At 44.1% G+C, this 26,653-nt stretch carries 26 protein-coding genes; 11 read left to right on the top strand and 15 right to left on the bottom strand.

The window, feature by feature from the left end; genetic code table 11:
* Window positions 1–11 precede the first annotated feature (11 nt).
* The 5 genes from ABFW99_RS07065 to nadC form a co-directional block, all read right to left on the bottom strand.
* A complete protein-coding gene (locus tag ABFW99_RS07065) occupies window positions 12–1,679 on the bottom strand; it encodes an SPOR domain-containing protein (protein ID WP_349354813.1) in 1,668 nt (555 codons plus the stop codon).
* 3 nt (window positions 1,680–1,682) lie between these two features.
* Window positions 1,683–1,880, bottom strand: a complete 198-nt coding sequence (locus ABFW99_RS07060; protein ID WP_349354812.1) for an HU family DNA-binding protein — start codon at window positions 1,878–1,880, stop codon at window positions 1,683–1,685.
* Window positions 1,881–1,884: 4 nt separating this feature from the next.
* Window positions 1,885–3,603 (bottom strand): hypothetical protein, encoded by a 1,719-nt coding sequence (locus ABFW99_RS07055; protein WP_349354811.1) that lies wholly within the window; start codon window positions 3,601–3,603, stop codon window positions 1,885–1,887.
* Between the two features lie 188 nt (window positions 3,604–3,791).
* The gene (gene nadA, locus ABFW99_RS07050; RefSeq protein ID WP_349354810.1) at window positions 3,792–4,901 is read right to left on the bottom strand and encodes a quinolinate synthase NadA; all 1,110 of its coding nucleotides are present in this window, start codon (window positions 4,899–4,901) and stop codon (window positions 3,792–3,794) included.
* Between the two features lie 128 nt (window positions 4,902–5,029).
* Entirely contained in the window at window positions 5,030–5,860 is an 831-nt protein-coding gene (nadC, locus tag ABFW99_RS07045) for a carboxylating nicotinate-nucleotide diphosphorylase (RefSeq protein WP_349354809.1), read from the bottom strand.
* 80 nt (window positions 5,861–5,940) lie between these two features.
* On the opposite strand from nadC, the gene ABFW99_RS07040 reads away from it, so the two are divergent.
* The 4 genes from ABFW99_RS07040 to argS all read left to right on the top strand — a co-directional run bounded on the left by ABFW99_RS07040 (window position 5,941) and on the right by argS (window position 10,223).
* The gene (locus ABFW99_RS07040; RefSeq protein ID WP_349354808.1) at window positions 5,941–7,113 is read left to right on the top strand and encodes an IscS subfamily cysteine desulfurase; all 1,173 of its coding nucleotides are present in this window, start codon (window positions 5,941–5,943) and stop codon (window positions 7,111–7,113) included.
* The gene (locus ABFW99_RS07035; protein WP_349354807.1) at window positions 7,110–7,673 is read left to right on the top strand and encodes a DsbA family protein; all 564 of its coding nucleotides are present in this window, start codon (window positions 7,110–7,112) and stop codon (window positions 7,671–7,673) included. Before ABFW99_RS07040 ends, ABFW99_RS07035 begins: the two co-directional genes overlap by 4 nt.
* Window positions 7,674–7,739: 66 nt before the next feature.
* Window positions 7,740–8,531: a DUF3667 domain-containing protein gene (locus ABFW99_RS07030; protein ID WP_349354806.1), complete on the top strand. Its 792-nt coding sequence runs from the start codon at window positions 7,740–7,742 to the stop codon at window positions 8,529–8,531.
* Between the two features lie 63 nt (window positions 8,532–8,594).
* The gene (gene argS, locus ABFW99_RS07025; protein WP_349354805.1) at window positions 8,595–10,223 is read left to right on the top strand and encodes an arginine--tRNA ligase; all 1,629 of its coding nucleotides are present in this window, start codon (window positions 8,595–8,597) and stop codon (window positions 10,221–10,223) included.
* An 81-nt stretch (window positions 10,224–10,304) separates the two neighbouring features.
* Here argS and ABFW99_RS07020 read toward each other — a convergent pair whose 3' ends face one another.
* The 3 genes from ABFW99_RS07020 to dnaN form a co-directional block, all read right to left on the bottom strand.
* Window positions 10,305–11,111, bottom strand: coding sequence for a class I SAM-dependent methyltransferase (locus ABFW99_RS07020; RefSeq protein ID WP_349354804.1), 807 nt, complete (start codon window positions 11,109–11,111; stop codon window positions 10,305–10,307).
* A 161-nt stretch (window positions 11,112–11,272) separates the two neighbouring features.
* Window positions 11,273–12,064 carry an SAM hydrolase/SAM-dependent halogenase family protein gene (locus ABFW99_RS07015; RefSeq protein ID WP_349354803.1) on the bottom strand — a complete coding sequence of 264 codons (792 nt, stop codon included), beginning with the start codon at window positions 12,062–12,064 and terminating at the stop codon, window positions 11,273–11,275.
* Window positions 12,064–13,179 (bottom strand): DNA polymerase III subunit beta, encoded by a 1,116-nt coding sequence (gene dnaN / locus ABFW99_RS07010; protein ID WP_349354802.1) that lies wholly within the window; start codon window positions 13,177–13,179, stop codon window positions 12,064–12,066. Before dnaN ends, ABFW99_RS07015 begins: the two co-directional genes overlap by 1 nt.
* A 188-nt stretch (window positions 13,180–13,367) precedes the next feature.
* On the opposite strand from dnaN, the gene ABFW99_RS07005 reads away from it, so the two are divergent.
* From ABFW99_RS07005 to ABFW99_RS06975, 7 genes are all read left to right on the top strand, one after another.
* Window positions 13,368–14,441: a PorV/PorQ family protein gene (locus ABFW99_RS07005; RefSeq protein ID WP_349354801.1), complete on the top strand. Its 1,074-nt coding sequence runs from the start codon at window positions 13,368–13,370 to the stop codon at window positions 14,439–14,441.
* Window positions 14,442–14,537: 96 nt separating this feature from the next.
* Window positions 14,538–15,446: a tRNA (adenosine(37)-N6)-dimethylallyltransferase MiaA gene (miaA, locus tag ABFW99_RS07000; protein ID WP_349354800.1), complete on the top strand. Its 909-nt coding sequence runs from the start codon at window positions 14,538–14,540 to the stop codon at window positions 15,444–15,446.
* Window positions 15,447–15,546: 100 nt separating this feature from the next.
* Entirely contained in the window at window positions 15,547–15,792 is a 246-nt protein-coding gene (purS, locus tag ABFW99_RS06995) for a phosphoribosylformylglycinamidine synthase subunit PurS (RefSeq protein WP_255134217.1), read from the top strand.
* Window positions 15,793–15,795: 3 nt separating this feature from the next.
* A complete protein-coding gene (locus ABFW99_RS06990) occupies window positions 15,796–16,125 on the top strand; it encodes an ATP-dependent Clp protease adaptor ClpS (RefSeq protein WP_349354799.1) in 330 nt (109 codons plus the stop codon).
* 4 nt (window positions 16,126–16,129) lie between these two features.
* Entirely contained in the window at window positions 16,130–16,828 is a 699-nt protein-coding gene (gene purQ, locus ABFW99_RS06985) for a phosphoribosylformylglycinamidine synthase subunit PurQ (protein ID WP_349354798.1), read from the top strand.
* A gap of 9 nt (window positions 16,829–16,837) precedes the next feature.
* Window positions 16,838–17,599, top strand: coding sequence for an LPS export ABC transporter ATP-binding protein (lptB, locus tag ABFW99_RS06980; RefSeq protein ID WP_349354797.1), 762 nt, complete (start codon window positions 16,838–16,840; stop codon window positions 17,597–17,599).
* A gap of 6 nt (window positions 17,600–17,605) precedes the next feature.
* Window positions 17,606–17,926 (top strand): rhodanese-like domain-containing protein, encoded by a 321-nt coding sequence (locus ABFW99_RS06975; RefSeq protein WP_349354796.1) that lies wholly within the window; start codon window positions 17,606–17,608, stop codon window positions 17,924–17,926.
* Between the two features lie 155 nt (window positions 17,927–18,081).
* Here the strand turns inward: ABFW99_RS06975 and rho are convergent, their stop codons facing one another.
* The 7 genes from rho to malQ all read right to left on the bottom strand — a co-directional run bounded on the left by rho (window position 18,082) and on the right by malQ (window position 26,649).
* Window positions 18,082–19,293 carry a transcription termination factor Rho gene (gene rho / locus ABFW99_RS06970; RefSeq protein ID WP_349354795.1) on the bottom strand — a complete coding sequence of 404 codons (1,212 nt, stop codon included), beginning with the start codon at window positions 19,291–19,293 and terminating at the stop codon, window positions 18,082–18,084.
* A gap of 170 nt (window positions 19,294–19,463) precedes the next feature.
* The gene (locus tag ABFW99_RS06965; RefSeq protein WP_349354794.1) at window positions 19,464–20,795 is read right to left on the bottom strand and encodes a tetratricopeptide repeat protein; all 1,332 of its coding nucleotides are present in this window, start codon (window positions 20,793–20,795) and stop codon (window positions 19,464–19,466) included.
* A 76-nt stretch (window positions 20,796–20,871) separates the two neighbouring features.
* Window positions 20,872–22,179 (bottom strand): hypothetical protein, encoded by a 1,308-nt coding sequence (locus ABFW99_RS06960; RefSeq protein ID WP_349354793.1) that lies wholly within the window; start codon window positions 22,177–22,179, stop codon window positions 20,872–20,874.
* Window positions 22,180–22,181: 2 nt separating this feature from the next.
* Window positions 22,182–23,396 (bottom strand): DUF4270 family protein, encoded by a 1,215-nt coding sequence (locus tag ABFW99_RS06955; RefSeq protein ID WP_349354792.1) that lies wholly within the window; start codon window positions 23,394–23,396, stop codon window positions 22,182–22,184.
* A 30-nt stretch (window positions 23,397–23,426) separates the two neighbouring features.
* Window positions 23,427–24,230, bottom strand: coding sequence for a glycogen/starch synthase (locus ABFW99_RS06950; RefSeq protein ID WP_349354791.1), 804 nt, complete (start codon window positions 24,228–24,230; stop codon window positions 23,427–23,429).
* A gap of 19 nt (window positions 24,231–24,249) precedes the next feature.
* A complete protein-coding gene (locus ABFW99_RS06945; RefSeq protein ID WP_349354790.1) occupies window positions 24,250–25,071 on the bottom strand; it encodes a phosphosulfolactate synthase in 822 nt (273 codons plus the stop codon).
* A gap of 72 nt (window positions 25,072–25,143) precedes the next feature.
* Complete coding sequence (malQ, locus tag ABFW99_RS06940) at window positions 25,144–26,649, bottom strand: 4-alpha-glucanotransferase (protein ID WP_349354789.1); 1,506 nt, start codon at window positions 26,647–26,649, stop codon at window positions 25,144–25,146.
* Between the last annotated feature and the right edge of the window lie 4 nt (window positions 26,650–26,653).

Here is a 26,653-nt window from a genome sequence, read left to right as displayed (position 1 = left end):
ATGATATTCGTTTAGTTAATTTTGGTTATGAAATAATTGTCTGAAAGTGGTGAGCTAAGGGTTTCTGCGGCGATGGCAGCATCACGCATCGATTCGAACTGCCCTAAACTTACGCGCCAAAGCTGCCCATATTGTTGTGAAGGTATGGTAGCCAAAAGCACACGATAACCAGCGTTGCTCAGCTCTCGCTCTGTTGATTTTGCATTCCCTTCATTACTCAGCGAGTAAACCACGATGGTATAACCGTCGTTGGCACTCGGGTTTGTGACGCCCTCAAGCCCATACACAGGCTGCCCTGCAGGGATGGCTTCACTTTGTGATACCGGATTATCAGTTGCTTGTTCCTGAGGAGGGATATTTTGGGTTTGCTCCTGTTCAGCAGGTTCTTCATCAGGGGTTGTTTCTGAACTACTCTGCGGCTGGTTGGCCTGGTTGTTTTGTTCAGCCGTTTGTGATGGAGTTTCTTCATCAACCGGAGGCATTGGAACCGGGTCGGGCTGAGTGGTAGAAGCCTGCTGAGGGGTTTGTGGGGTTATTCCGGGAATATTGACTACACCAAAATAACCAAGCCCGTACGTTCCGCCAGCCAGCACCACGATGATCAATAATACCCAAAGCAGAACAGGCGCTCCCTGCGAATCTCTGGAGGTGGAGGGCCGCTTGGGTCGATTCGATGATTTGTCTTCTTTTTCCGCCGTTTCCCCGTCTTCTTGATCAGACTGTTCTTTTTCCTGTTCAGCTCGCTTCTTTTTGGTTTCTTCAGAGGCGAGATTGGTAATAACCGGTATAATTTCATCCTGATCTTCATCAATAACATCCGAGTCGATAAGATCTTCCGCTTCTTCCTCATCTCCGGCCAGGTCAGCAAAAGGATCATCGTCATCATCACCGGAACTATCCGTGCTTCCTTCCAGCTCTTCATCAACATCAGCATCGCCGAAAAGAGCATCCAGAGAATCATCGTCTTCCTCTCCTTCTGATAATTGCTTATTCAATTCAGCAGCAAGGTCAGAGTCATCCGTTTTAGCATCATCATCCTTATCCCCTAATAATCCGGAAAAGGTGCGTTCGGCTGAATCATCTTTATAGGTGTCAATTCCCCATTTGTCAGGACCGGGTTTGGGTTCTTCCGAATCTGAGATTTCTTCTTCGGTGTTGTCCTCGAGGTCTTCTTCGGCAAAATCAAAGGGAGCCTCTTCTTCCTCATCGGCAAACTCTTCTGCGTCTTCGGAGGTATCTTCATCAATGGGTTCATCATCGCTGTCATCAAGCTCAAAAGAAGGGGTTTCTTCTGCCTCTTTGTTTTCATCTTCAAGGAGTCCGCCAAAAGGATCGTCGTCCTCACCGGCATCAGCTACAACATCGTCCGATTTATCTTCCTCTTCTTCTGATTGAGGGGCTTCCTCGGTGGTTTCCGAAGCAGCATCATCCATCTCTATCGGCTCCATGCCCACGTACTTGTAATTTATTTCGGTGGCAAAATCATCCGATGGGATAAAGAGAATGTTATTTCCAATTCCACTAAACACTCCCAGCCCTGATACTTCGTAAGCATCACCTTCGGCAATGGCTTCTTTAATTTCTTCAACAAGTTCTTCGAGCTGACTTTCAACCTTCTCTTTTTCAATTCCCGAAGTTTCGGTGAGCAGCTCTACCAGTTTTTGATGATCTATATGCATGACTTACCCCTTATTTTCGGCTGTGAATTCTACAGTATCTTTTGGGGGAACCATCACATTGGTGCCATCGGCCTGCTTTTCTTGTTTCTGATTGTGATGAACGGCTTTAAATGTACCCAAGCCTTTTATTTCTACGGAATTCTTCATGATGATTTGATCACGAATCACAATTCCCAACGCTTCTAAAAACTCGTTTGTCATGTTATTAGAATTTTATGGTTAAACCTCCGAAAACCTGAAATGGTCGTTCCTGATAACCATTCCAAATTTCATATTCCTGTCCCAAAAGATTTAATAGTTTGGCATAAACGCCAAAGGTATCATTAATTTGATATTCAACTCCGGCATTAAGCAGTACGTAAGCATTTAAGTCTGAGTTTGCTGCCGGCGCTTCCCGAGAGCCAATATATTCTGCCCATCCGTTAATTGTAAGTTCTTTTATCACTTTATATGAAACAGCACCTTCCACCCCCAGTTTTTCTTCATAAGGGATGAAACCACCTCCGCTTAGTTTTGGGCTGCGTACATACACTTTTCCATCAAACCAGAATTTTTCGGGGACTAATTGCTGGCTTGCTCCTGCGTAGAGTTCAAAAATGTTGGCATCGCCGTAGTTTATTGAATAGAAACCGGGGTTGTTGGATGGTGGTATTAATTGACGCTGGTAGTAAGCATAATCTTTAACATGACGATAATTCACGCCACCAAAAATGCGATTACCATCAAACAGCTGGAAATTAACTTCCCCGGTGGCCCCAAGATGATAAGCATGACGAAGTTGATTCTGCACATTAAGGAAGCGATTGTATTGGTGGTGTGATTGCTGAGACTGCATTTCAGGTTTTGCGAAGGCCGTCCCTGAGATAGAAAGTGCATTACTTAAATTATATTTCACCCGGATTTCAGGAACAAAATAGACCTTGCTTCCGGCAGGGTCAGATATATATTCAACTCCTCCCTTTCCACTGATTCTTGTGTTGAAGTTCAGCAAGCGCTCATATTCAAAAGAGGCTTTAGCATCAACCCAGCTCTGATCTGCTGCCGTGGGAGTAGAATAATTTCCGGCCTCTAGTGAAGCGGTAATATCAAAGGTTTCGTAAAGGCGGTTTCCAGGCCAGTAATAAGAAAATGTAGCATGACCGACCCGCTCATCCAAATCTCCGGAAAGCCCGGAGTTACCTGCATCTAAAGAGGAGTTGAAGACATTCCCGCCTAAACTTGCCTTCCAGCCGTGTAACGTATTCATCGTTTTGTGTAGAGAAATCTGAGCAGAGCCGCCGTTATATGTTTTGTCGGAAGTTTTACCGATAAAATTCTGCTGTAAATTATCAGAGAGGTTGAACAAGTCATTGTAATCGCTCAACCCACCTACATCAACGGTAAGCCTGAGGTCATCCTGAACGCTGGTTATGTAACTTACATTAGCATCTATATATCGGAATGAGCTTTCCTGATTATCTAAATGTCCGTCAGAAGCCCTCACATTTAGATCAGCAGTAACCAGGCTTTTCTTATTGAGCCTATAAAACCCATATCCATTCAATTCGGGAGTGACATAACTCCCTAAACCACCCCTTATATATGCATTGATGCGGTCAGGGTTGGTGAGGACAGATCGTTGGGGAGGTTCAGGACGGCCGAGTTGAGTTACAGAAATATCGGCAACAGCTTCTTCCCTCGTCTCCATAAACGGCATGCGGTTGGGGTCGATCTGGAAAACCCGCGGCTTGGGATTGAAGCCCAAAATGGGCTGTCGCCGGAGGCCCGGGAAGCGAGCCTGGAATTCACTTCGAATCTCAATATCCTGAGGATTGATTTCCGGCAAAAGGGAATTATCGGCCCCTTGTTGTCCGCCCTGTGCAAAGGCGAAAATCGGGCAAAACAGAATAAATAGGGTAAATAATAGCGGTCTTGATCTCATCATGGAACTGCGTTTCCTGAATGTACTAATTTTTATAGGAAGGATTAAGCGTTTACTAACGAAAAGATGTACCGTGAAGTGTTGGTTTGTGTTCCGGGCTGACTTAATATCAGTACCTAGTTCCGGCACGTGGTCGGCAAGTCCATCCGGATTCCTGCCTGCGCAGGAATGACTTTAAATGAAACGATTAACTAAGACCGCTCCAGCATCCGATTTAAGGCAAGTACAGCGTTTTTCGCCACTTCTTCAGGTACTGTGATCTGATTAACCACTTCGCCTTGCTCCAGCTTCTCCATCGCCCACAGTAAGTGAGGAAGATCAATGCGATTCATCGTCAGGCAAGGACACATAAACGGGTTCAGGGATACAATCTCTTTATCCGGGTTTTCCTGTGCAAGGCGGTTTACCAGGTTCATTTCGGTGCCAATGGCCCACTTGGAGCCGGGCTCGGCGTTCTCAATGGTATCAATGATAAAGCTGGTGGAGCCGTTGTAATCGGAAGCCTGAACTACATCATAAGTACATTCGGGGTGAACCAGAATTTTGGTATCGGGTTCCTGCTTGCGAAGGTTTTCGATGTGCTTGATGTTGAACTTCTCGTGAACCGAGCAGTGCCCTTTCCAGAGAATAACTTTCACATCTTCAAAATCACCATCATAGATAAACTCACCTTCAATGGGAGCCCAAATGGCCATTTCGTCCAAAGACACACCCAGATCAAAAGCCGTATTTCGGCCCAAATGTTGATCCGGTAAAAACAGAATGCGTTCTTTTTGAGTGAAAGCCCATTCCAGCATTTTTTTGGCGTTCGAGGAAGTTACCGTAGCACCCCCATGTTTGCCCACAAAGCCCTTGATGGCTGCGGTAGAGTTTACGTAGGTAAGGGGCAAAATGGTATCACCCCAAATTTCCTGCATTTTCACCCAGCCCAACTCGGTTTGATCGATATCGGCCATGTCGGCCATAGAACAACCGGCGCGCATATCGGGAAGAATTACTTTTTGATCAGGCCCGGTGAGCATATCAGCCGTTTCGGCCATAAAGTGAACGCCACAGAATGCGATAAACTCAGCATTGGGCATTTCGGCACAAATTTGAGCGAGTTTCAGGGAATCGCCCCGGGCATCAGCAAACTGTATTACTTCATCCTTTTGGTAATGGTGGCCGGGTATAAAAAGACGATCGCCAAAGGCAGCTTTGATTTCCCGAATACGGGCTTCCATTTCTTCCCGGGAAAGCTCACTGTATCGCTTGGGAAGGGATACTTCGGATTCAATCTCTAAAACATCTAAAACTTCCATAAAACTCACATGTGCTGCGATGTCACAAAACCCGAAGGCCTGTTAAAGTCGAGCTGATTTAATTCAAGTTATTGAACAACAACAAAGTTAAGAAAAAATTCAATGAATTCGCTTTTTCAGAAACGTCCTCATTCAAGGTTAAAACTAATATCCAGGGCTTTAACCGAATGGGTCAGCCAGCCCAGGGAAATTACATCTGCTCCACATTCTTTATAACCGGCAATATTCTCCGGGGTGATGCCGCCGGAGACTTCAACAACAACATGGTCCGGTATTAATTGTATGAGTTCCTTTACTTCTTCCGGGGAACGATTGTCGAGCATAATCACATCCGCATTAGCTTTTACCGCCTCCAGCACCTGCTTTTTATTTTCCGTTTCTACCTCAATTTTCACCATATGCCCAACCCGCGCGCGAACGAGCTCCACCGCACTTTTTATGTTACCGGCCGCTTTAATGTGATTGTCTTTGATCATGACCCCGTCATCCAGCCTGAGGCGGTGGTTTCGACCTCCACCACAGCGAACGGCATATTTCTGAAGTGAGCGTAATCCGGGTAAGGTTTTTCGGGTATCGGTTATGGTGATGCTTGGGTCGCCGAGTTGTTCAATAGCATGTCGGGTGGAAGAGGCAATACCACTAAGGTGCTGAATTAAATTAAGGATTACCCGTTCTCCGCTAAGCAAAACCTGTACCGGTGCTTCTACTTCAGCGATCACTTCTCCTTTTTTAACCGGCATGCCGTCGTTTTTATGAAGAGAAACCTTGACCGAGTCATTCAATAGTTTATATCCTGTCTCGATAATTTCCAGTCCGGCTAAAACGCCACCGGCCTTAGCGGTATAAGTGCCTTTCCCAAACTGATTATGTGGAAAAATGGAATTGGATGTCAGGTCGCCCATTCCAATATCTTCACGAAAAGCATTGGTCAGAATTTCTTTTAGCTCAAGATGGTTCATAAAAGTGAATCGGCCGATTTATTTGTCTATTTTCAAAGGGCAACAAAGATACCTTTTTTTAAACATAAGAGCGATCATCGATGATATACCTGGACCATGCTGCTACAACGCCCGTCAGTGACAAAGCGCTGGAGGTGTATGTGAATGTCTCGAAGCATTATTTCGGGAATGCCAGCAGTATGCATGATGAAGGCTCTTCGGCTAAACAAATTCTGGAAGCCTCTTCAAAGACATTAGCCTCAACTATTAATGCCCGGCCCAAAGATGTGTTTTTTACCTCCGGAGCTTCGGAGTCGAGTTTTCTGGCCATCTATTCATTGTTGAATTCGCTGGGTGAAAAAACCGGACACCTGATTACCACGCCCATCGAGCATTCTTCGGTGAGAAACCTGTTTTTAAAACTAAAGCAGGAAGGGTATGAAGTATCGGTAGTTTCTGTGAATAAATTTGGCGAGGTGGATTTTGAGAAACTGCAAACATTGGTCAGAGAAGACACCGTTTTGGCTTCTATTCAGCATGTGAATTCAGAAATAGGGACTATTCAGGATCTGAAAAAAATAGGCGCTTTTCTACGTAAAAAAGGAATCATGCTTCACAGTGATTGTGTACAAAGTTTTGGCCGTTTACCCGTTGATGTACAAAAACTGAATGTGGACGCTATTTCCATTTCAAGCCATAAAATATATGGACCCAAAGGGTGCGGGGCCGTTTGGATGAACCCCAAAGTGGACTGGAAGCCAGTCTTTCCCGATTCCGATAACCAAAAGAAATTTAAACCCGGAACCAGTGATGTGCCATCTGTTGCGGCCTTTGCCACAGCAGCAAAACTGATTACTCAGCAGATGAATGAAGAGCAGCATCGCATTCAGAAGTTTAGGGAAGAAATGCTTTCAGAATTGATGAAACTAGAGTTTGAGGTTGTGGCTGAAGGACACCCATCGCAAAGAGTGCCGAATATTTTAGGGTTGAGATTTCCCGGAATGGAAGGACAGTTTTTTATGCTGGAATGCAGTCAGGCTGGTTTAGCTATCTCTACAGGCAGTGCCTGTCAGGTTGGTTCAGAGAAACCGAACAAAACGATGACAGCCATTGGAAAAGAAGAACAAGAAGCGAGGGAGTTTGTGCGTTTATCATTCGGAAAAGAGAATCAAATCGGACAGATTCCACAGATAATTGAAAAAATGAGTGGTATCTTAAAACGACATTTTGATAAAGTAAATCATCATAAGAAGAAAGAAGGGATGACGACATGAAACGAGGACTATTTTTACTCACTCTGTTTGCAATTTTATTCAGTGGCACGGCGCTTGCACAAGATTCAGGAGAATCAGATGCACAAATTAACATAGTAAAGTTCAGCGATTACCAATGCCCGGCCTGTAAATATTTTGTATCTATCGAAGAACAGTTGAAGCAGGAATATGGAGATGCCATTTCCATTACCACCAAGCACTTTCCGCTTAATATGCACGAGTATGCTCAATTGGCATCAAGAGTTGCTGAGGCAGCCAGGGAGCAGGGCAAATATCAGGAAATGCACGACATGATTTTTACCGGGCAGGAGCAGTGGGCGCGCGGTAATGCAGAAGCCATTTTTATAGGATATGCCAAAAGCCTGAGCCTGGATATGGAGCAGTTCAGAAACGACATGAACTCGGCTGATATGCAACGGAAGGTTATGGCCGATAAACGGGAAGGTTTAAACCTGAATGTAAATTCAACTCCTACCTTTTTCATTAATGGAACTAAAGTGGAGAATAATCCCCGCACTTTTGAGCAGTTTAAACAGCTTATTGAGGCGATGACTAAATAGAACATCACACGGTATCAGTTTTATTTCATTAAAGGAGCCTTGTAGGGGCTCCTTTTTTATTTGTGGATGAAAAAGATCAAATCTTTGCTATTTTCGGAAATGGAAGCCCGGAAAGAACCAACAGTAACATCCTGCCTGAATTGCGGTACCAAAAGGACCGGAAATTTTTGTGCAAACTGCGGACAAAAGTTTTATGAAGGAAACCTTTCGCTTTCGGTTGTTACCCAGGATTCCATTGATACAATGTTCAATATTGATAACCGGGTGTTGAAAACGCTTAAAGAGCTTTTTCTAAAACCAGGCCATATCACTAAAGAATACTTATCCGGAATAAGGCAGCGCTATATCTCCCCTTTCAGGATCTACTTCACGTTTAGTGCGCTCTACTTTTTTGTGCTTTCCATCACGGATGTAAATAGTATTCTTTTCATGAACTCCTTTGACCTGAATGGCAATGAAGATCAGTTCACCAACTTCATGAAGTCATTTATAATCCTGTTTGCCCCGGCTTTTGCGGGTGTTATTCATCTTATTCATCGAAAACAAGCCAAATATTATCTCGAGTCATTAGTACTTGCATTACATCTTCATTCCGTACTGTTCTTTCTGTTTATCGTTCGGGCTATCACGGATCATTATTTGAAAATATACACCGAGATGGGGCTGGCAAGAATACTGAACATTGGCATAGGTGGTCTGGCATCCATCCTTTTATTCTATTACATGTACAGTTACCTGAAGGAGTTTTTTGGCCAAAGCACCATTAAGGTAATAGCAAAAGTGATACTAATGTTGTTCGGTTATGTTCTTATTCTGGTAATTGCATTGCTCATATTTGCCCTTACAATTGCAGACTAAAAGAGATGTATCCTAAGGCGCAATTCCCTTATCTTTGGGGTGAATTTTGAAACCCATTTTTTCATGAAAGAATATTTAGTTGAGGTCATCAGCAAATCGCTGGATCAGTTTGAGCTGGAAAAAAAACCAGAAATACGTATCGAGGAACCGAATCAGCCCGAACACGGCGATGCATCTACCAATGTGGCTATGATGCTGGCAAAACCCCTGAAGAATAACCCCCGGGCTATTGCTCAGCAGATTGTGGACGGATTGGAATATAACGAGAAGAAAATTTCTGCCGTAGAAATAGCCGGACCCGGATTTATAAATTTTCGGTTCGCCGAAGACTATCTTTTTGATGAGCTGGCCGAAATCCTGACTGTAGGCTCGGAATACGGAAAAACGGATACCAATAATGGAAGTAAGATATTGGTTGAGTTTGTGAGTGCTAATCCTACAGGTCCGCTTACCGTGGGTCATGGCCGCAATGCAGTATTAGGTGATACGGTTTCCCGTCTTCTGGAATGGACCGGTGCCAAGGTAGAGCGCGAATATTATTTCAATGATGCGGGCCGGCAAATGCGTGTGTTGGGGAAAAGCGTACAAGCCCGATATCTGGAGCTATTGGGACAGAGCGATGAATTCCCTGAGGGTGGTTATGAAGGTGAATACATTCGTGACATCGCTCAGGCTTTGGTTGATGAGCTTGGAGAGGACTTGATCGATGCTGAAGATGAGAAGCCATTCAAAGAAAAGGCTGAAGAAGAGATATTTGCTGACATCAGCCGCACACTGGACCGGATGGGCATAAAAATGGATTCCTATTTCAATGAGCATAGTCTGTATGAAGACGGAAAGATTGAGGAAACCATTGAAAAGCTGAGAGAGCTGGATCTTGCTTATAATAAAGACGGAGCCGTTTGGTTTAAAACTACCGAATTCGGAAAAGACAAGGATACCGTTCTGGTAAAAAGCACCGGAGAACCCACGTATCGCCTTCCGGATATTGCCTACCATGCCAACAAGCTGGATCGTGGCTTTGATTTGTGTGTGGATGTGTTCGGAGCCGATCATATCGCTACCTATCCGGATGTGCTTTCGGGAATCAAGTCTTTAGGATATGACCCAGACAAAGTAGATGTGGTTGTATATCAATTCGTGACGATCGTAAAAGACGGAAAGCCTTTTAAGATGAGCACAAGAAAGGCAAACTTTGTAACGCTGGACGAGCTCATGGATGAAGTAGGGGCCGATGTAACCCGCTTTTTCTTCCTGATGCGTTCTCCCAATACCCATCTTGAATTTGATATCGCCCAGGCCAAAGAAGCCGGAGAGAAGAACCCGGTATTCTACCTCCAATATGCACATGCCCGAATTTCAAGTATACTCCGAAAGGTAGAAGAGGAATATGATTTTTCCGGGGAAGTTGATTTGAGTAAGTTAGATCACCCGGCTGAAATAACGCTCATCAAAACTTTGCTGAAGTTTCCAAATACGGTGGCCAATGCTGCACGACTTAGAGAGCCCCATCATGTAATCACCTTCTTAAATCAACTGGCCTCAGATTTCACGAGCTTCTATCATGATTGCAGAATTCTAGGAGAAGATGAGAAATTGGCTCAGGCCCGAATGGAATTAGCTAAAGCCGTTGCACAGGTTCTGAGAAACGGACTGAGTATTTTAGGAATAACCGCCCCCGAACAAATGTGATGAAATTTTTAATGCTGAATTATGAATGTTAAATGAGACTGCATCCATTTAACATTCAACATTTAAATTTCATCATTTCGCTTAAGCAGGCGTAAGTTTACTAAAGCAGACAATGCCCTTAACCAATTGCTCTTCCACATTGAAGCCGGCTTGGTTAAACAGCTTGTTGCTTTCCTCAACGGTCCAGAAGTTAATCCCGCCAATAGCCGCAGACTCCTGAAGTAAACGACCATACCAGGCATCCGATTTAATCAGGTGCATCATAAAGAAAACACCATCATCTTTGATCACACGCTTGGCTTCATACAGCACTTTCAATTCCTCTGTGAGCTCATTAAGTGTACCCCCCATAACGATGCCGTCAAAGGTTTTAGAAAAGAACGGAAGCTCCCGGCCATCCGCTCTTAGAAAATACATATCTGTTTCGTCAGCCTCGGCTTTAAGACGGGCTTCCTCCAGCATCTGATAGGAAAAATCCAGAGCTACAATGTGGGCTTTCTTCTGAGCGGCTTTTAGTGCGCGTCCATAAAGAGCCGTAGAACAACCAAGATCTAAATAAAGTCCATTTTCTTTAGGGGCTGACCAGTCAATCAGCAGCTCATGTTCTTTCTCTATCGGGAATTCTTCACCAGATAAAAGAGAAAGAGACCGTTTACGCCAGATGTCTTCATAAATAGCCGCTGTCAGCTTCCAGTGATTGGTGCTTTGAGCAATAGAGGTGAATTCGGGTTCTTTCCCAAGCAGATCTATAATGTTGTTCTTAACCTGATACTCATCCCCTTCTTTGGAGCCAACGGTACCGTTGAAAGGTGTGGAGAGGGTGGAAACTTCGTCAGGGATGGAAATCCCGGCTCTTTCGTCAATGGGGGAGCGTAATTCAAGTGTCATATAAACCAATCATTTTTTTGTGGTGAATACGCTTAATCGCCGCTCGTGTTACAGGTGGTTTCCCGCCCATGCTAACTTTTCCAAAGTTAGCATGCGATAGGTAACTGATTTAAAATCCCTGTTAACTTTGGAAAAGTTAATAGAGGCTATAACTCAAAAAATCACTTCTGTAGCACGATGGAGATCTGTGCGCCTTTGTCAACACTTAACATCCGTCCGGCATTTCCTTTATTGATGCCAATTTCGAGCATCCCGGAACTTCCTATAAATGCAGCGGGCTCGCCTTCTTCCACATCCCCAAAAGTAGTTACAATCTTTTTGAGCATGGTGTTACCCACGTAAATCTTTACATCCTTCTTTTTGATGTGTTCCTCGAAAAGCTGCTCAGAAATATTGGTAATAAGGTTGCCAAAGCGGTCTATGTGAACAACCCAGCCCTGAAGTCCGTCTTTATCTGCAATGGGGACAGCCCAGTGATAGGTAACCAGCTCCTCTATCGGCTCACCGATTTCGTCAAAGGAAACACCGTTACTGAGATGGGCGGTAACCGGGGCAAAAACATCCCGACCGTGAAAGGTTTTGGATAAGCCTTCCTGCCGCCAATACTTTTTGTTGTTAATCTTCACCGCCTCATAATCAAATTCATCAAAAAAAAGAGAGAAGATTCCATTGTCGGGCCCAACAAAATATTGATCCCCTACTTTCAGGGCAATCGGGTGACGCGGAGTACCCACGCCGGGATCCACAACCACGAGATGGACGGTACCGGGCGGAAAAAGAAAGGCTGCATTGCGAACCACCCATGCCCCGGCCATAATATCCTGTGGAGGAATGTCATGAGAGATGTCGATGAGGCGGGCGTCGGGAGCAATCCCAAGGATGACCGCCTTCATAGCGCTCACATAATGGTCTTGCAGACCAAAATCAGATGTGAGAGTAATTATTTGACTCATCAGGCATAGCTGTTGAGCATCACCGGCATCACCAGCATTAGAATATCTTCGTTTTCATTCTCTTCCGAAGGCTTTACGATACCGGCGCGATTTGGTGAAGAAAACTCAAAAGTCACTTCTTCATCATCGATATTGCTGAGCACATCACCCAGGTACTTGGCATTAAAACCGATTTCCATTTCTTCATTTGAATACTCGCACTCGATCGTCTCTTTGGCTTCACTGCTCATGTCCAGATCTTCGGCGCGAATGGTAAGTTTGTCGGAACCGAGTTGTAACCGGATCTGACGGGTTGTAGTGCTTGAGAAGATAGCGACCCGTTTTACGGTAGAAAGCATCTGCTCTTTACTGATGGTCAGGAATTTGTCGTTATCGCGCGGAATAACAGAATCATAATTCGGGTACTGCTCATTGATGAGCCGTGTGATTACGATGGTGCCCCCGCTCTTAAAACGAGCATGATCTTCGGTAACCGTCAGATCGCACTCATCACCATCAATGGTTTTCTGTATGAGGCTCAATGCTTTATCCGGAACAATGAAGTTCACGTCATTATCGGCAGTAATTTCTTTGTTGGTGTACTTAACAAGACGGTGGCCATCGGTTGCCACAAATTTACTTTCTTCCGTTCCGATCTGGAAATATACACCCATCATAGCCGGACGGAGGTCGTCGCTGGAAACGGCGAACAAGGTTTTATGAATAGCATTGTTCATCAATTCCGTAGTGGTATTGATGTTGGTTCCTTCATCAAGGTTGGGCACTTCCGGAAACTCATCGGCATCATCTCCCACCAGCTTATAAGTACCTTTGTCGGTGCGGAAGTTGATATTCTTACGGTCGTCCACATCAAAGAAAACCGGGATGTTTGGAAGCTGACGCAGGGTCTCAAGCAACCTGCGGGCGGGAATGGCAACAGCACCATCTTCTTCTATATCTGCATCGATGTACTCGATAATGGAAATCTCCAGGTCGGTAGCTGTGAGTTTGAGTTTTCCATCTTCGCTTTCAAAAAGAATAGTTTCCAGAATAGGAAGCGTAGCTTTGGAAGGCACGGCTCCAATCACGGCCGAAAGCCCTTTATTGAGTTCGTTGCTCGATACAGAAAATTTCATAAATGCATTATTTAAATGGGTTAAAAGGCAATTTTCAACCAACAGTTGCCCTTTCAGTGGAGTGTGCTTATACTAAGAAATACTGGCTCTCTCTGCAACCGCAGAAAGCGCAATTTTCATCCCAAATAAGTCACAGAATATATCGTTTAAAGCGCTACAGTAACTATTAATTTATCGCTGTTTTTTTGATGAACCGATTCTTCCCCGCGCTTTTATTTACTGTGATGCTTCCTGTCTTTACATTCGCTCAGGCTACACAGGCGAAGTACGGAAACGACTTTCTAACTAGCGGAAGCGGTGCCCGGGCACTCGGAATGGGAGGTGCTCATGCAGCGCTAACCGGCGATGTAACTTCAGCTTACTGGAATGTGGCAGGACTGGCAGAGGTCGAAACACCGCAAATTATGTATATGCACTCCGAGCGGTTCAGCGGCATAGTGGGCTATGATTACGGGGCCGCTGCTCTTCCGCTGAAATCAAATAATGGGGTGGTTTCCATCAGTTTTTTCCGTCAGGGAGTGGATAACATTGCCAACACATTGAATGCCTGGGACCGGGAGCGCGATCAGCCCAGGCAGGATGTTGAATCCTATATCACCCGATTCAGCGCGGCCGATATGGCACTGCTCTTTTCATACGCAACTCAGAAAACCGAAAAGTTATCTTATGGAGCTTCAGCTAAAATCATCCGTCAGAAACTGGGCCCCTTTGCTGAAGCGTGGGGATACAGCCTGGACATTGGTGCAAAGTACCGGGCTGATTTTGCCAGTTTTGGTATAACTGTTCATGATATCACCACCATGCAAAAAATGTGGGATGTAAACGAGTCAGCATTCGGTGATTACGAAGCTCAATTTGACAGTCTAGGAGCTACCCTTCCGACCGGTCAAAACGAGTTTGTGCTTCCCGCTGTAAAATTAGGAGCTGCAAAGTTATTCCCAATCGGAGCGGACTTCATGTTTTCTGCAGCAGCAGATTTGGATTTGCTTTTTGAGAATCGACAAGCTTATTACATTAATCTGGGCAGAATGAGTATTGAACCACATGTTGGAAGTGAGATTTCCTATAAAGATGTGATCGCTTTTCGAGCCGGGGTAACAGATTTCATCACCGATCCGGTTTCAGGCTTTTCGATTTCTCCTACCCTTGGTCTTGGCCTCAAGCTTTCCTCTTTTGTGTTGGATTATGGATTCACAAGCTTTGCAGGAGCATCCAGCGATTTAGGGTTTACCCACCGGATTTCTCTCCGTTTTGATATGTAACGTGTTTAAGTATTTACGTGTTAATGTGTTCACGGGTAATAATTATATTCTGGGCATAGAAATACGTCCACATTAACACATAACATACTCCTCACTTTGCGAATTATACTTTTAGGTCCAACAGCAGCCGGTAAAACCCAGCTTTCTCTACAGCTTGCTGAGGAACTTGAAACATCTATTATCTCGGCAGATTCACGCCAATGCTATAAGCATATTAATATAGGAACAGCAAAGCCTTCAACAGAAGAATTAGAGCGGGTTCAGCATTACAACATTTCCCTGCTGGGCTTGGATGAAGAAGATTCTGCCATGGATTTTCAGAAAAGAGCGGAAATGTGGGAAAAAGAAATTCTAAAAGAGTCATCTCATGTTATTTATGCCGGGGGAAGCACACTTCATTTGCAGAGCTTGATTCAACCCTTCAACGAGATGCCGGAGTCGGATGAGGTTAATATTGCTAAGCTGGAAAACAGGATCGAGAACGAAGGGCTTGAGTCACTGTATGAAATGTTAACAGAGGTAGATGCCGAGTATGCAGAAAAAATGGATGGCATGAATCGGCAACGAATTATCCGGGCGCTGGATGTGTGGATGCAAACCGGGAAGCCCTTCAGCAGCTTTCACAGCAACGATGAAATTCACCCGGATAAAGATACGGTCGTATTTGGACTAAAATGGCCACGGCAAAAACTCTACGACCGCATCAATGAGCGAGTGGATAATATGATAGAGCAAGGTCTGGTGAACGAAGTGAAATCAATTTTAGGGTCGGGACATTCAAGGGAATTACAATCACTGAATACAGTGGGTTATAAAGAGATCATCAAGTATTTGGAGGGGGATTGGACACTGGAAAAAGCCGTGGAAAAAATCAAAACAAGTACCCGCCGATATGCCAAGCGACAGATTACCTGGTTCAGGAGATGGGAGTTTATTCATTGGCTGGAAGCGGACGAGTTAAATGTTGATGAAATGAGAAACAAAGTCAAAAGTAGGTTAGAATAAATGAAAGAACTCAGAATTCTGTATTCTGATCCTTTAAACAGAGTTAGCAGCTAAGTTGCAGAAAGGTTAACTTTGGCACTCACTTAAATGAAGCCCAACTATGTACAAAGCGAAAGTAAATGTAACGCTCCGTCCATCTATATTGGACCCTAAAGGTAAAGCCGCTCATCACGCCCTTCAGAACCTTGGTTTAAATGAAGTTCAGCAGGTTCGTATTGGAAAGTTTATTGAGCTTGATGTGGATGCAAAAGATGAATCTGCGGCTAAAGAAATTGTTGAGTCAGCTTGTGCACAGCTGCTGGCCAACGAAGTAATGGAAGATTTCGAAATTACCATCGAATCCTGATTCATGTTTCTGCACGCTCAACATATCGATGAACTCGTGTTGTCTGGGACCGAAGTAGAAAAAACCACGAAAACCAAAGAGAAAGAAGAAGTAGAAGAGGCGGTTGATACGCCCTGGCGACTGATTCTTTACGATGATGACATTCACACCTTTGATGAGGTTATTTCCCAGCTGATGAAGGCCACCGGATGCAGTTTGTCGGAAGCGGAAGATAAAACCTGGAAAGTTCACAACGAAGGGAAAGCGCTGGTGCACGAAGGCGAATTTGAAGAGTGCCTTCGTATTGATGGAGTGTTAAAAGAAATTCAACTTGTTACCGAAATAAAAGGATAGAACAATGGCCACATTTGGCGTAGTAGTATTCCCAGGCTCTAATTGCGATCATGATGCCTATCATGCCATGAAGCACGTGATGAATTGTGAGGTGAAATTCCTCTGGCACAAAGATACCGACCTGTCCGGTATCGATTTTTTAATTATCCCCGGCGGATTTTCTTATGGTGATTACCTCCGCTCCGGAGCAATTGCACGCTTCTCTCCCATCATGCAGGAAGTAGTAAAGTTTGCCGAGAAAGGCGGGCCGGTAATGGGAATCTGTAACGGATTCCAGATTTTGCTTGAAGCCGGCTTGATTCCGGGAGCCATGATGCACAATCACAAGCTGAAATTTGTGTGTAAAAATGTATTTATCCGGTGCGAAACCACAGATTCCCTATTTACGAGTTCTCTAAAAAATGGAGACGTTTTTGATATCCCGGTTTCTCATGGCGAAGGCAATTACTTTATTGATCAGACAGGGTTGAAGTCGCTGCAGGATAATGATCAGATTTTATTCAGGTATAGCGATGCGAACGGAGACCTTACCGAAGCGGCCAACTTCAATGGCTCTATCGATCATATTGCAGGAATTTGTAATCAAGGAAGAAATGTGCTGGGAATGATGCCCCATCCGGAACGAGCTATGGAGAAAATCCTGGGCTCTGAGGATGGAAAGCCTATTTTTGAGTCTATTCTTGATTCTCTTTCCGTAGCTTAATACCCTGATATGAGTACAGAAACCCAACCGGAATTAAAACTGCACAGCGAGGGCCTGGTAAAGCGCTATCGCAAGCGAACGGTTGTGGATGATGTATCGATTAATGTACGGCAGGGTGAAGTTGTAGGGCTGCTGGGCCCAAACGGGGCCGGAAAGACCACCACATTTTACATGATGGTTGGGCTGGTGCGCCCCAATGCCGGAAAGATATTTTTGAATGAAAAAGACCTGACGGGCGAACCCATGTATAAAAGGGCGCGCATGGGTATCGGTTATCTTGCTCAAGAGGCCAGCGTATTCCGTAACCTGACCGTTCGCGAAAACCTTGAGGCCGTACTTCAATTCCTTTCTATCCCCAAAAAAGAAATAGACCGTAAAGTTGATAAGCTTATTGAGGAGTTTGGGCTTCACAAAGTTGTGAACAGCAAAGGTTACAGCTTGTCGGGTGGAGAACGACGCCGCACGGAGATAGCTCGCGCGTTGGTTACAGATCCGAAATTTATTTTACTGGATGAACCATTTGCCGGAGTTGATCCCATTGCCGTGGAAGATATTCAGCAAATTGTATCGGGACTGCGGCACCAAAACATTGGAATTCTTATTACCGACCATAATGTACATGAGACACTCGCTATCACTGACCGGGCTTATCTTATGTTCGAAGGGAAGATATTGATGGAAGGCTCAGCTGATAAATTGGCCGAAGATGAAAAAGCCAAGCAGTTGTACCTTGGCAAACAATTTAAATTAGATCGTTACACCACAGAATAAAAAGACATGAAAGAAGTAACCGTACAAGAACTGAAAGAAAAAAGAGAATCCAGCGAAGACTTCTTCCTGCTCGACGTCCGAGAAGATGTGGAATACCTGGTTTCAAACCTGGATGGAGAACACATCCCCTTAGGTCAGCTCGAAAACCGGATGAAAGAGATTGAGGACAAAAAAAACGAGGAAGTGATCGTGATGTGCCGTAGCGGTGGCAGAAGTTCGAAGGCCGTTTCTTATCTTGAAAATAATGGCTTTGAGAATGTGGCGAATCTTAAAGGCGGAATGAAAGCCTGGGCTTCAGAGATTGATCCATCCGTTCCGGTAGCGTAACTGTTCGTTATGAAAAGGGTTTTTTAAGCGCGTTCTTCAACCCGTTAAACCGACATTCCTGCGAAATCAGGAATCTGGATGTTTGGCCAACCCAAGGATTCTTTTTCATGGATAATAACCTGGGGCAATTTGCCATGGGATATGAAGCACTGACTTTAAGCCAGGGCAGCAATCTGGTTCAGTAGCTCTTGGTTGCTGTCAGTATTCTTGAGCACCTTCAACAGGCCGAGCATAGACTCTTTAGGAGACTTCTTAAGCAAGTAACGGCGCACCATATTTCGCTCTTCAAGAGAATCGGTGATAAACTTGTGCTCGTTTCGGGTACCCGAAGCAGAAATATTGATAGCCGGGTAAATTCGGTCGTTAGCCAACTCGCGATCCAAAACCAGCTCCATATTACCGGTTCCCTTAAACTCCTCAAAAATCAAATCATCCATTCGGGAGTTTGTTTCAATCAGGCAGGTAGCAATGATGGTAAGTGAACCGCCCCCTTCAATTTTCCGGGCAGACCCAAAGATCTTTTTAGGTATTTCGAGTGCACGGATGTCCAGCCCCCCGGAAAGTGTTCTCCCGCTATTGGACTGAACAGCATTGTAAGCACGTCCAAGGCGAGTCAGTGAGTCAATCAGAAGCACAGAATCCTCTCCCATCTCAGCTTTACGCTTGGCATACCCAAGAGCCATTTCCGTAATTCTGATATGGCTTTGTGTGTCTTTGTCGTTAGAGGAAGCAAATACTTCAGCCTGTGTAGAACGAATAAAATCGGTCACCTCTTCCGGGCGTTCATCAACCAGAAGAACACTTACGTGAATATCATCAGAATAATTGTCATTGAGGGTTTTGGCGATTTTCTTCAATAAAACAGTTTTACCGGTTCGCGGAGGGGCTACAATAAGCGAGCGCTGACCTTTCCCGATGGGAGCAACCAAATCCAGAACTCTCATTTCTACGTCATCAGCATTGTACCCCATTTTAATCCAGTCAACAGGCATGATGGGGGTTTGCCGTTCAAAGCGACTGGATTTAGTCCAGGCTTCCACCGGCCGGCCATTTACCACATCTACCGAGGCAACATGCTTATGACCTTTGTTATCTTCCTCAAACTCTCCTTCTAACACCAGGCCGGGGCGTAGATCCAGCTCCTTCACTTCATCGGGTTTCAAAAAAGGATCTTTAGGCTGATAAGAAAACTCGTAATCCAGCTTACGGATAAAGCCCCATCCCTTAGAATTAATTTCTAAGACCCCGGCATACTGGCCGGCTATCCCCTGATTGTTTTTCCAATAAAACTTGGGGATAAATACGTTTCCGCCTTTATTATTATTACGGTTTCGTTTGTTCTTATTACGATTTTTTCTACGTGCCATTAGCTTATATGTGTTATTTATCCTTCTCCCGAAATCGAAAAGTGAGATTCAAATGTATATGTGACTTGAAAAGGAGGGAAGGGAAAAAGAGGTGCGGATTTAAAGATCCGCACCGTTGAATTTAGTAGATAAGAAAAAGATACAAATGTTTTTGTTGATACCCAATCCGATTACCGTACAGTCGTGGATTCGTTGATCCAGCTGTAGCAAGGCATCAGGGAACCGTCCACTTTGATTTCTTGTCCGTTCTCCAGATTCAGGGTAAAAAACTTGTCTTCTGTGGTAGGGGTTACTGCTTCATAGTTCGGAAGCTGTCGGTTTACCGTGGTCGTTACAGAAGGGTCTTCTTTCTTAGCTCTGTTCAGGTAATCTACCACTAACCAGTAAACCACACGATCCTGAGCTTCAAGCTTACGGTCGCTGGTACATTGTGTAATGGCTGCTCCATAAATGGTAGACATTTTGATGTATGCGTTACCGTTTTTAGGATCAATTTTCAATGCGTTTTGAACGTGACCTTTGGCAACACTTAGTTTCTCAAGGTTAATGTTTACATCAGCCAGGTTAAGGTACAGCTGAACTTTATCTTGATCTGAAGAAGTACGGTCTAAGGCCTCATTAAAATATTTAGCTGCTTCAGAATAGTTTGCATTACCTTTTGCTAGCTCAGCAAGCTGATGGGCTGAATCATAAGTCGGATCAAGCTCATTAATCTTGATAAGAGCTTCTTTTCGCTTCTGGCGGTTTTCAGTCTCTTCATAAGCGCCTTCAAGGGCTTTCCAGGCAGCAAGATCATTGGGATTTTCTTCCACAATAGGGGTGAAGTAAGCGATCTGCTCTTCCGGAGAACCAAGAAGTTCCTGCTGTTGCTCTTCTATGTATTCAAGCTTCTCGCCATCTACAAGAGGCTTCACGATATCAATTAAAGCCTGGGCCTTTTCTTTGTTTCCTTTGTCTACAAGGTTTCCGAGCGCTTGTCGGAGATAATAACCGTCTCCCATGTCAATGGCTCTTTCCGGGTTAATTTCAAAAAGTGTGGCATAGTCAGCATATGCTTTTTGAAGGCCATCTTCTATGTAATCGTAATTCTGCTGATAGAAGCGACCTCTGTCAAATATAATGTCAAACCTGCTTTCGGGAGAGTCTCCAAAAAGCTCGAGACTTTCATTTAAAAGTGTTTGTGCGGTATCGAGGTGAGCCGATCTTACGCCGGGGTCTTCCTTGGTTCGGGCAATTTCATCATAAATTGTAACTAAACGTTCGTATTGTTTTTCCAGCTTAAACTGAGGGTTGCCTTCTAGTTTTTCCGGTTTAGCGCAAGCCATCCACTTCCCGTATTTGAGTGCAAAGTCGTAGTCACCTTGCCGAAAGTTCTCATAGAATAAAGAATAGGCAGCAATTGGAGAAAGCCCCTCAGGAGGTGTTTCTTGACAGTTTGCTTGTGCTTGTGTAAGGGAAGAACTAACAAAAAGAATCCCTAATAGTGTAATCAGTTGCTTCATCGATCTTGTATTGTTTATACCATTTATCTATTAAACTAATGAGATAGTTTAATTATTATATCAGTGAGTTAGTAGCTTAATTTAATTTTTGCCGGAAAAACATAAGCTCCGACAGGTTTATGGACAAATTCAAAGCCCAAATATTTTCTCTTATTAAATCATTATTGGTTGTTCCTCTTAACCCATAGCGGATACTGATATCCACAGAAGAGCGTGTCCTTGGATTTGGAGAAATTATTCCTAAACCAGCAGAAAACCAAAGAGTGTTTATATCCTGTCCCTCAATATTCAGGTGTCCGGAATCGAAAGAAACCCCTCCGCTATACCTGAAATTTGACAAAAACTTCGTCGAGTTAGTCCTGTATGGGTGGTATTCCACCCCCAATCCGGCTTTAACACGATCTTTCATATAAGACAATTCACTGCTCTGGTCAAAAGCGGACTCGTAACTGCTCCATTGCTCAAACAACCCTTCAAGGGAGAAGTTCACCAAACTGGTTGGATAATAACTCAATCCGGCATTTAATTCTACCGGTAATGTAATTTCACCCCGCTTTGGGTCCCGCAAAAGCACTTCCTGCTCCCGCCCGTTCACAAACTTAGTCACGGTCGTTTTTTCTTTGGCATCGATGGTCACAGGCAATGTAGCTGAAGCACCAAAAGTAAGTCGGTCAGAGGAGTTAAATAGTTCACGGAGTGTTATCAATGTTCCAAACCGGTGGCCCATAGCGGTTCCGGTAATTTTAGCATCAGAATTACTGGTTCCATATCCGGATTGACTGAAGAAGACGTCCTCTGAGTTGTTTTGGGAAACAAACGTTAGAGAGGGAGCATAACCGATAGCAATGTTATTATTTATTTTCCAACCGAGGCCAAATTCAAGCTTATTAACGCCGCCCGAACCGCGAATGTCTGACGCATAACTAAGCATTTCAGAAGGGGAAGTAGCAGTAGAATCTAAAGTAACAAAACGGTAACTGGAGCGGGTTACAGAATATAAAGAAGCTGACATCCCAACTTTTTCCCTCATGATGGGAAAAGTAAACTGTAAGTACCCCGCTTCCAGAAGCTGGTTTACACTGTTAGTAGATTCGCTGGAAGCTCTGAACTGTGTAAGATTAAAACCGGATGACGCCGAAGTGAATACATTGGTACCCCATAACGCAGGGTTTTGAAGCGTATTGGAATCATCGCTGTGCAGGGAAACACCTAAAATTCCCATCCCCAATTCTCTGGGGTTGCTGTTATCAGTAGGAAAGCCAAGCCCGAAAAGCGAGTAAAATGACCCGCTTCTGCTTTGGCTGGCGCCCTCAACCTGTGCAAATAACTCTTTAGCAGGGAAAAGAAAAAGAGCTAATAATATAAGTCCGTTAATTGTCTTCATTATTATTGTTGATCAGCTAAGGAGGTGATAATTAACTTTGGCCGAAGGTTTTCTGGTGCGGTAAAGTCATAAATGAGTGTTGATCTCAGTTGTCCGGGAGTGCTGCGGGTACCAATTACTAACTCATCTTCGGATTGCTCACCAAAAAGTACGCTGTTAACGTAATTGGTAATGTTGATTTTAAATACACCATCATCGGTTTCAGCATCGGAGCTTCCTATGGTAGCGCCGAATTGATATTCATAAACCGGCTCAATATCAGGTTCCAAATACAGGTTTAAGAAGTTGACAGGTGGCCTGTTGTGATTTGCTGGAAGGCTTTGGTTCATTTCGTCTTCAGCCTCATAGAAAACAAGGTCGGCCCGGATTATATTTTCCGACTGACTTTCTTCTTTTAACACATCATTTGGCATAATGATTTTCATCATTCCTTCGAGGGTAGAATGGAGGGGAAATGTGTTAGGAGAGTTTACAGCTCCTGTGCGCTCTAATGTAAATCCCCAGTCCATGAGGGGGACACTAACAGTATCTGTGGTGTCTGATTCCACACCATTCACAATCATAAAATTAAAGTTGCTTGCCCGGGCAAAAGAAATTCTGGAGTTGTTTTGATCGGCAACTAAAGCCAGTCCCTTCATTTGATTCGCATAGAGTGAATCTGAGCTGGTGCTTTCATTGAAATAGAAATTCTTATAGCGATCTACCCAATCCTGACTTAAGTCTACGATGATGTCTTCTTCATCGCCAACGGTAAAAGAGCCCACCTGGTTGGAATACTGAACTTGGTCATCGATTTGAATGGAACGCCCCCTCCAATCCGAAGAAATTTCGTAAATGTTGAAACTCGACTGTGAAAGCGTATCACCGTAATGGGGCAGGCTGTCGAGCTGAATCCGCATTTTAAGCTGGAAGTTCTCATCGACATCGATCGAATCATCAACCGGCGGGTTTATCGAGGGTTGAACCAGGCTGAGAACGTCAACCTCTCCAAATAGTTGATCGGAGTACTTTCCAAAGGGAATAAAGCTAAGCCTTCCGGAATAAGCGTTGTAACTCAGGGCCTCAGTTTGTGATATAGATAAGGTGTCGAAGGTTAAACGGGGTCGCTCAACAAAATCGCTGCCAACGCTACCGGGATCCTCACATCCATTAAAAATTATAACTAAGGTTAACAGTGAAATACATAAGGAAAAAAAGCCCTTATTTGTTCTGCTCATTAAATAAGTATTTAAATTGTTCTCTATCTATTATTCGGCGTCAGAAATAGACCGATAGTACTCGGCAAACTTGTCAGATACGTCTTCGGGGGAACCCTGAATCTTTTTAGGGTTGATGCCCAAATCATTGAACATGTCATCAAATTCATCTTTCAGGTAATTACCTGTAACAACATGGTCACTGTATTTTAGTCCAAGTTTAAGAAGATCTACCCTGCCTTCTTCCGTCAGGTTGTCGATATCGGTATCGGCCGGTAGTCCGAGAAGTTCTAACACTCTTGCAGAATCTGAATCTCCCTCATTGATGGGGTGATGCAGATTATATACAATCTGAGTGTTTTTAAAGATGTTCTCGTCTTTGTATTTAGTTCGTACTAAAAGCGGAATCAAACCAGCAGGCCAGTCATGGCAGTGGATGATATCCGGTTCCCAGCCGAGCTTAATAACTGTTTCCAGCACGCCTTTATTGTAGAAAGCCAGGCGTTCATCGTTATCTTCATAAAACTCATCGGTATCAGGCTTTTTAAACAGCCCTTTTCTCTTGAAATAAGTGTCGTTATCTAAAAAATAAACCTGCAGCTTTGCATTAGGAATGCTGGCCACTTTTATTTTCATGCTCTCGGTGTTTTCTCCAACTTCTACCTCGATTCCCGAAAGGCGAATAACCTCATGGAGCCTGTTGCGGCGGTCGTTGATGGAACCGTATTTAGGTAGCAGAATCCGAATTTCGAATCCTTTGTCTTGAAGTGATGCAGGCAAGAACCGAAGTAAATCGGCGGTGTAGGTCATGCGTGCAAAGGGGGAAATTTCTGCTGCAACGTAAAGAATTTTCATAAATATATGCTCTCAGTGATTACTCTTCGTTAGAGATTGCGTTGTTGTCTTTCATGACTTTATTGAGATCCTCATCATCGTCTAATGAGTAAAAGTCTAATAGGGTATCGCCCCGAAGGCCAAGCCTGAGTGTTTCTACAGAAATGACATCAGAGGGCTGGATATTTCCTAAATTCACATTACTTCCAAACTTTCGAATAAACCAAACCTGTTGCTCTTTTTGAGGAGCCTCGAAAATCAATTTTTCTTGAGGTATCTGGTCGGTAATTTCCTCAATTAAACCCGAGCGTACTTCGCCATTGGGCCTGAAAACGCCAACAGTTCCGCTTTCCCGTGCTTCGCAAATAACTTTTTCGGCACCCGCAGTTAATTCCTTTTCAATGATACGCACCCACTTGTAGGGAGGGATAATATCGTTTGGGTTTTTACTGCCAACCTCGGAATAGACGGTAAAATCGGCACTCAATTCTTTGATAATAGCCTGCTTTCTTTCATCAGATAGCCAGATGGTGCCGTTCGAGACTTCTACATTTTTTATGCCGTACTTATTCATCAGCTCTACATATCCATCCAGCTGATCACGCAGTACATAAGCCTCAAACAGAGTGCCGCCAAAGTAAACAGGGATGCCGGCATCATGATAAACAGCAATCTTTTCTTCCAGGTTTTGGGTTACATAAGAAGTACCCCAACCGAGCTTCACAACATCAATATAGTTGGAGCAAGCTTCTACAAAGTCTTCGGCCTGGCGAACGCTGTACCCTTTATCCAGCCCCATAGTAAGGCCTTCATTTCTTGGTTTTTCAGTTCGCTTGGGTAAGTGATTTAGTGAAAACGCCATATGTGTTTTTTGAAATATCTAAGCCTGAAATATACAAAAACACCTTCTGTATATGAAATCAAGCATTTTAGATTACGAATTGGTTTTAATTTGTCTGTTACTGAGTTCTGCCAGATGTCGAATTTGCCCTTCGTCAACTTCATTTAACATATCCGGGGTGTACCTCCAAAGCCAATTGCCTGATGAGGTGCCCGGTATATTCATTCGGTGAGTACTGTCTAATCCCATATAATCTTGCAGCGGGAATATAGCCTGATCTGAAACCGAAAGCATTCCCAAACGGATAAATTCCCAATGGATGCTTTCGCCCGATGAACGGGTATAGGTCCGTGCACGGTGCTGTTCTTCAGCATTCGTGGTGTTATACCAACCAAGAGCAGTATCATTGTCGTGCGTTCCGGAATAAGCTACACTGTTCTGAGCATAATTGTGAGGAAGAAAGCTATTCGTGGAGTCTGAATCGAAGGCAAATTGTATAATTTTCATCCCTGGGAAGTTATACTTGTCCCGAAGCTTTTGTACACCTTCGGTCATGAAACCGAGGTCTTCAGCAATAATGGGCAACTCACCGCACTTTTCCAAAATGGTATCAAACAGTTTTTCTCGGGGACCGGGAACCCACCTTCCTTTTTCAGCAGTTTTTGCAGATGCCTTTACTTCCCAATAAGCATCAAAGCCGCGGAAGTGATCCACACGAATGGCATCACAAGCATTAAACATGTGCTTAAAGCGGTCAACCCACCACGAGAATCCATCTTTTTCGAGTTCATCCCATTTGTAAAGGGGGTTCCCCCAAAGCTGTCCTGTTTTACTGAAGTAATCCGGCGGAACACCCGCAACTAACTGTCGATTTCCCTGCTTGTCAACTTCAAAATATTTTGGGTTAGCCCATACGTCGGCACTGTTATGATCTACAAAAATGGGGATGTCGCCTACAATGCGAACCCCACGGTCGTTGGCGTATTTCTTAAGATCATTCCACTGGTTGTTAAACTCATATTGTAACCAGTACTGAAGCTTTATCTCCTCACTGAATTTCTCACGGTAAGCCTTCAATGCTTTTGGCTTCCGCTGAGCAATTTCTTTATCCCAGGTGTTCCAGGGCTGCTTGTCGTAATGAAGAGAGCACGCCATGAATAGTACATAGTCTTCAAGCCAGTGCTTGTTCTGCTTTTTAAATGCATTGAAAGCTTCTTCCTCTTCTTTCTTCAGGTTCTTGTAAAACCGGTCAGAGGCAAGTTTATAAACCGTGTCTTTGTTATTAAAAGAAGCCTCATAATCCGCACTAAGACCACAGGGCAATTGAATGTCATTGATTTCTTTCTCGGTAAGCAGTCCTTTTTTATGAAGCATATCGGGACTGATCAGGTACACATTCCCTGCAAAAGCAGAATAGCTGGCATAAGGGGAGTTCCCATATCCGGTTGGGGTAAGGGGAAGAACCTGCCAGATAGTTTGGTGCGTTCGTTCTAAAAAATCGATGAATGTGCGGGCTTCAAATCCAAAATCTCCCATCCCATATTTTCCGGGAAATGACGTTGGATGAACTAAACAACCGCAAGAGCGTGGAAACCTCATCTAT

Source organism: Gracilimonas sp. BCB1 (assembly GCF_040117685.2).
In the GTDB taxonomy this organism is placed as follows: domain Bacteria; phylum Bacteroidota; class Rhodothermia; order Balneolales; family Balneolaceae; genus Gracilimonas.
This window is presented reverse-complemented; position numbering and strand designations above follow the sequence as displayed.

What these genes read in the sequence shown, in the direction of transcription:
- ABFW99_RS07065 (WP_349354813.1), bottom strand. Translation starts at nt 1,679, where the DNA reads ATGCATATAGATCATCAAAAACTGGTAGAGCTGCTCACCGAAACTTCG.
- ABFW99_RS07060 (WP_349354812.1), bottom strand. Translation starts at nt 1,880, where the DNA reads ATGACAAACGAGTTTTTAGAAGCGTTGGGAATTGTGATTCGTGATCAA.
- ABFW99_RS07055 (WP_349354811.1), bottom strand. Translation starts at nt 3,603, where the DNA reads ATGATGAGATCAAGACCGCTATTATTTACCCTATTTATTCTGTTTTGC.
- nadA (WP_349354810.1), bottom strand. Translation starts at nt 4,901, where the DNA reads ATGGAAGTTTTAGATGTTTTAGAGATTGAATCCGAAGTATCCCTTCCC.
- nadC (WP_349354809.1), bottom strand. Translation starts at nt 5,860, where the DNA reads ATGAACCATCTTGAGCTAAAAGAAATTCTGACCAATGCTTTTCGTGAA.
- ABFW99_RS07040 (WP_349354808.1), top strand. Translation starts at nt 5,941, where the DNA reads ATGATATACCTGGACCATGCTGCTACAACGCCCGTCAGTGACAAAGCG.
- ABFW99_RS07035 (WP_349354807.1), top strand. Translation starts at nt 7,110, where the DNA reads ATGAAACGAGGACTATTTTTACTCACTCTGTTTGCAATTTTATTCAGT.
- ABFW99_RS07030 (WP_349354806.1), top strand. Translation starts at nt 7,740, where the DNA reads ATGAAAAAGATCAAATCTTTGCTATTTTCGGAAATGGAAGCCCGGAAA.
- argS (WP_349354805.1), top strand. Translation starts at nt 8,595, where the DNA reads ATGAAAGAATATTTAGTTGAGGTCATCAGCAAATCGCTGGATCAGTTT.
- ABFW99_RS07020 (WP_349354804.1), bottom strand. Translation starts at nt 11,111, where the DNA reads ATGACACTTGAATTACGCTCCCCCATTGACGAAAGAGCCGGGATTTCC.
- ABFW99_RS07015 (WP_349354803.1), bottom strand. Translation starts at nt 12,064, where the DNA reads ATGAGTCAAATAATTACTCTCACATCTGATTTTGGTCTGCAAGACCAT.
- dnaN (WP_349354802.1), bottom strand. Translation starts at nt 13,179, where the DNA reads ATGAAATTTTCTGTATCGAGCAACGAACTCAATAAAGGGCTTTCGGCC.
- ABFW99_RS07005 (WP_349354801.1), top strand. Translation starts at nt 13,368, where the DNA reads ATGAACCGATTCTTCCCCGCGCTTTTATTTACTGTGATGCTTCCTGTC.
- purS (WP_255134217.1), top strand. Translation starts at nt 15,547, where the DNA reads ATGTACAAAGCGAAAGTAAATGTAACGCTCCGTCCATCTATATTGGAC.
- ABFW99_RS06990 (WP_349354799.1), top strand. Translation starts at nt 15,796, where the DNA reads ATGTTTCTGCACGCTCAACATATCGATGAACTCGTGTTGTCTGGGACC.
- purQ (WP_349354798.1), top strand. Translation starts at nt 16,130, where the DNA reads ATGGCCACATTTGGCGTAGTAGTATTCCCAGGCTCTAATTGCGATCAT.
- lptB (WP_349354797.1), top strand. Translation starts at nt 16,838, where the DNA reads ATGAGTACAGAAACCCAACCGGAATTAAAACTGCACAGCGAGGGCCTG.
- ABFW99_RS06975 (WP_349354796.1), top strand. Translation starts at nt 17,606, where the DNA reads ATGAAAGAAGTAACCGTACAAGAACTGAAAGAAAAAAGAGAATCCAGC.
- rho (WP_349354795.1), bottom strand. Translation starts at nt 19,293, where the DNA reads ATGGCACGTAGAAAAAATCGTAATAAGAACAAACGAAACCGTAATAAT.
- ABFW99_RS06965 (WP_349354794.1), bottom strand. Translation starts at nt 20,795, where the DNA reads ATGAAGCAACTGATTACACTATTAGGGATTCTTTTTGTTAGTTCTTCC.
- ABFW99_RS06960 (WP_349354793.1), bottom strand. Translation starts at nt 22,179, where the DNA reads ATGAAGACAATTAACGGACTTATATTATTAGCTCTTTTTCTTTTCCCT.
- ABFW99_RS06955 (WP_349354792.1), bottom strand. Translation starts at nt 23,396, where the DNA reads ATGAGCAGAACAAATAAGGGCTTTTTTTCCTTATGTATTTCACTGTTA.
- ABFW99_RS06950 (WP_349354791.1), bottom strand. Translation starts at nt 24,230, where the DNA reads ATGAAAATTCTTTACGTTGCAGCAGAAATTTCCCCCTTTGCACGCATG.
- ABFW99_RS06945 (WP_349354790.1), bottom strand. Translation starts at nt 25,071, where the DNA reads ATGGCGTTTTCACTAAATCACTTACCCAAGCGAACTGAAAAACCAAGA.
- malQ (WP_349354789.1), bottom strand. Translation starts at nt 26,649, where the DNA reads ATGAGGTTTCCACGCTCTTGCGGTTGTTTAGTTCATCCAACGTCATTT.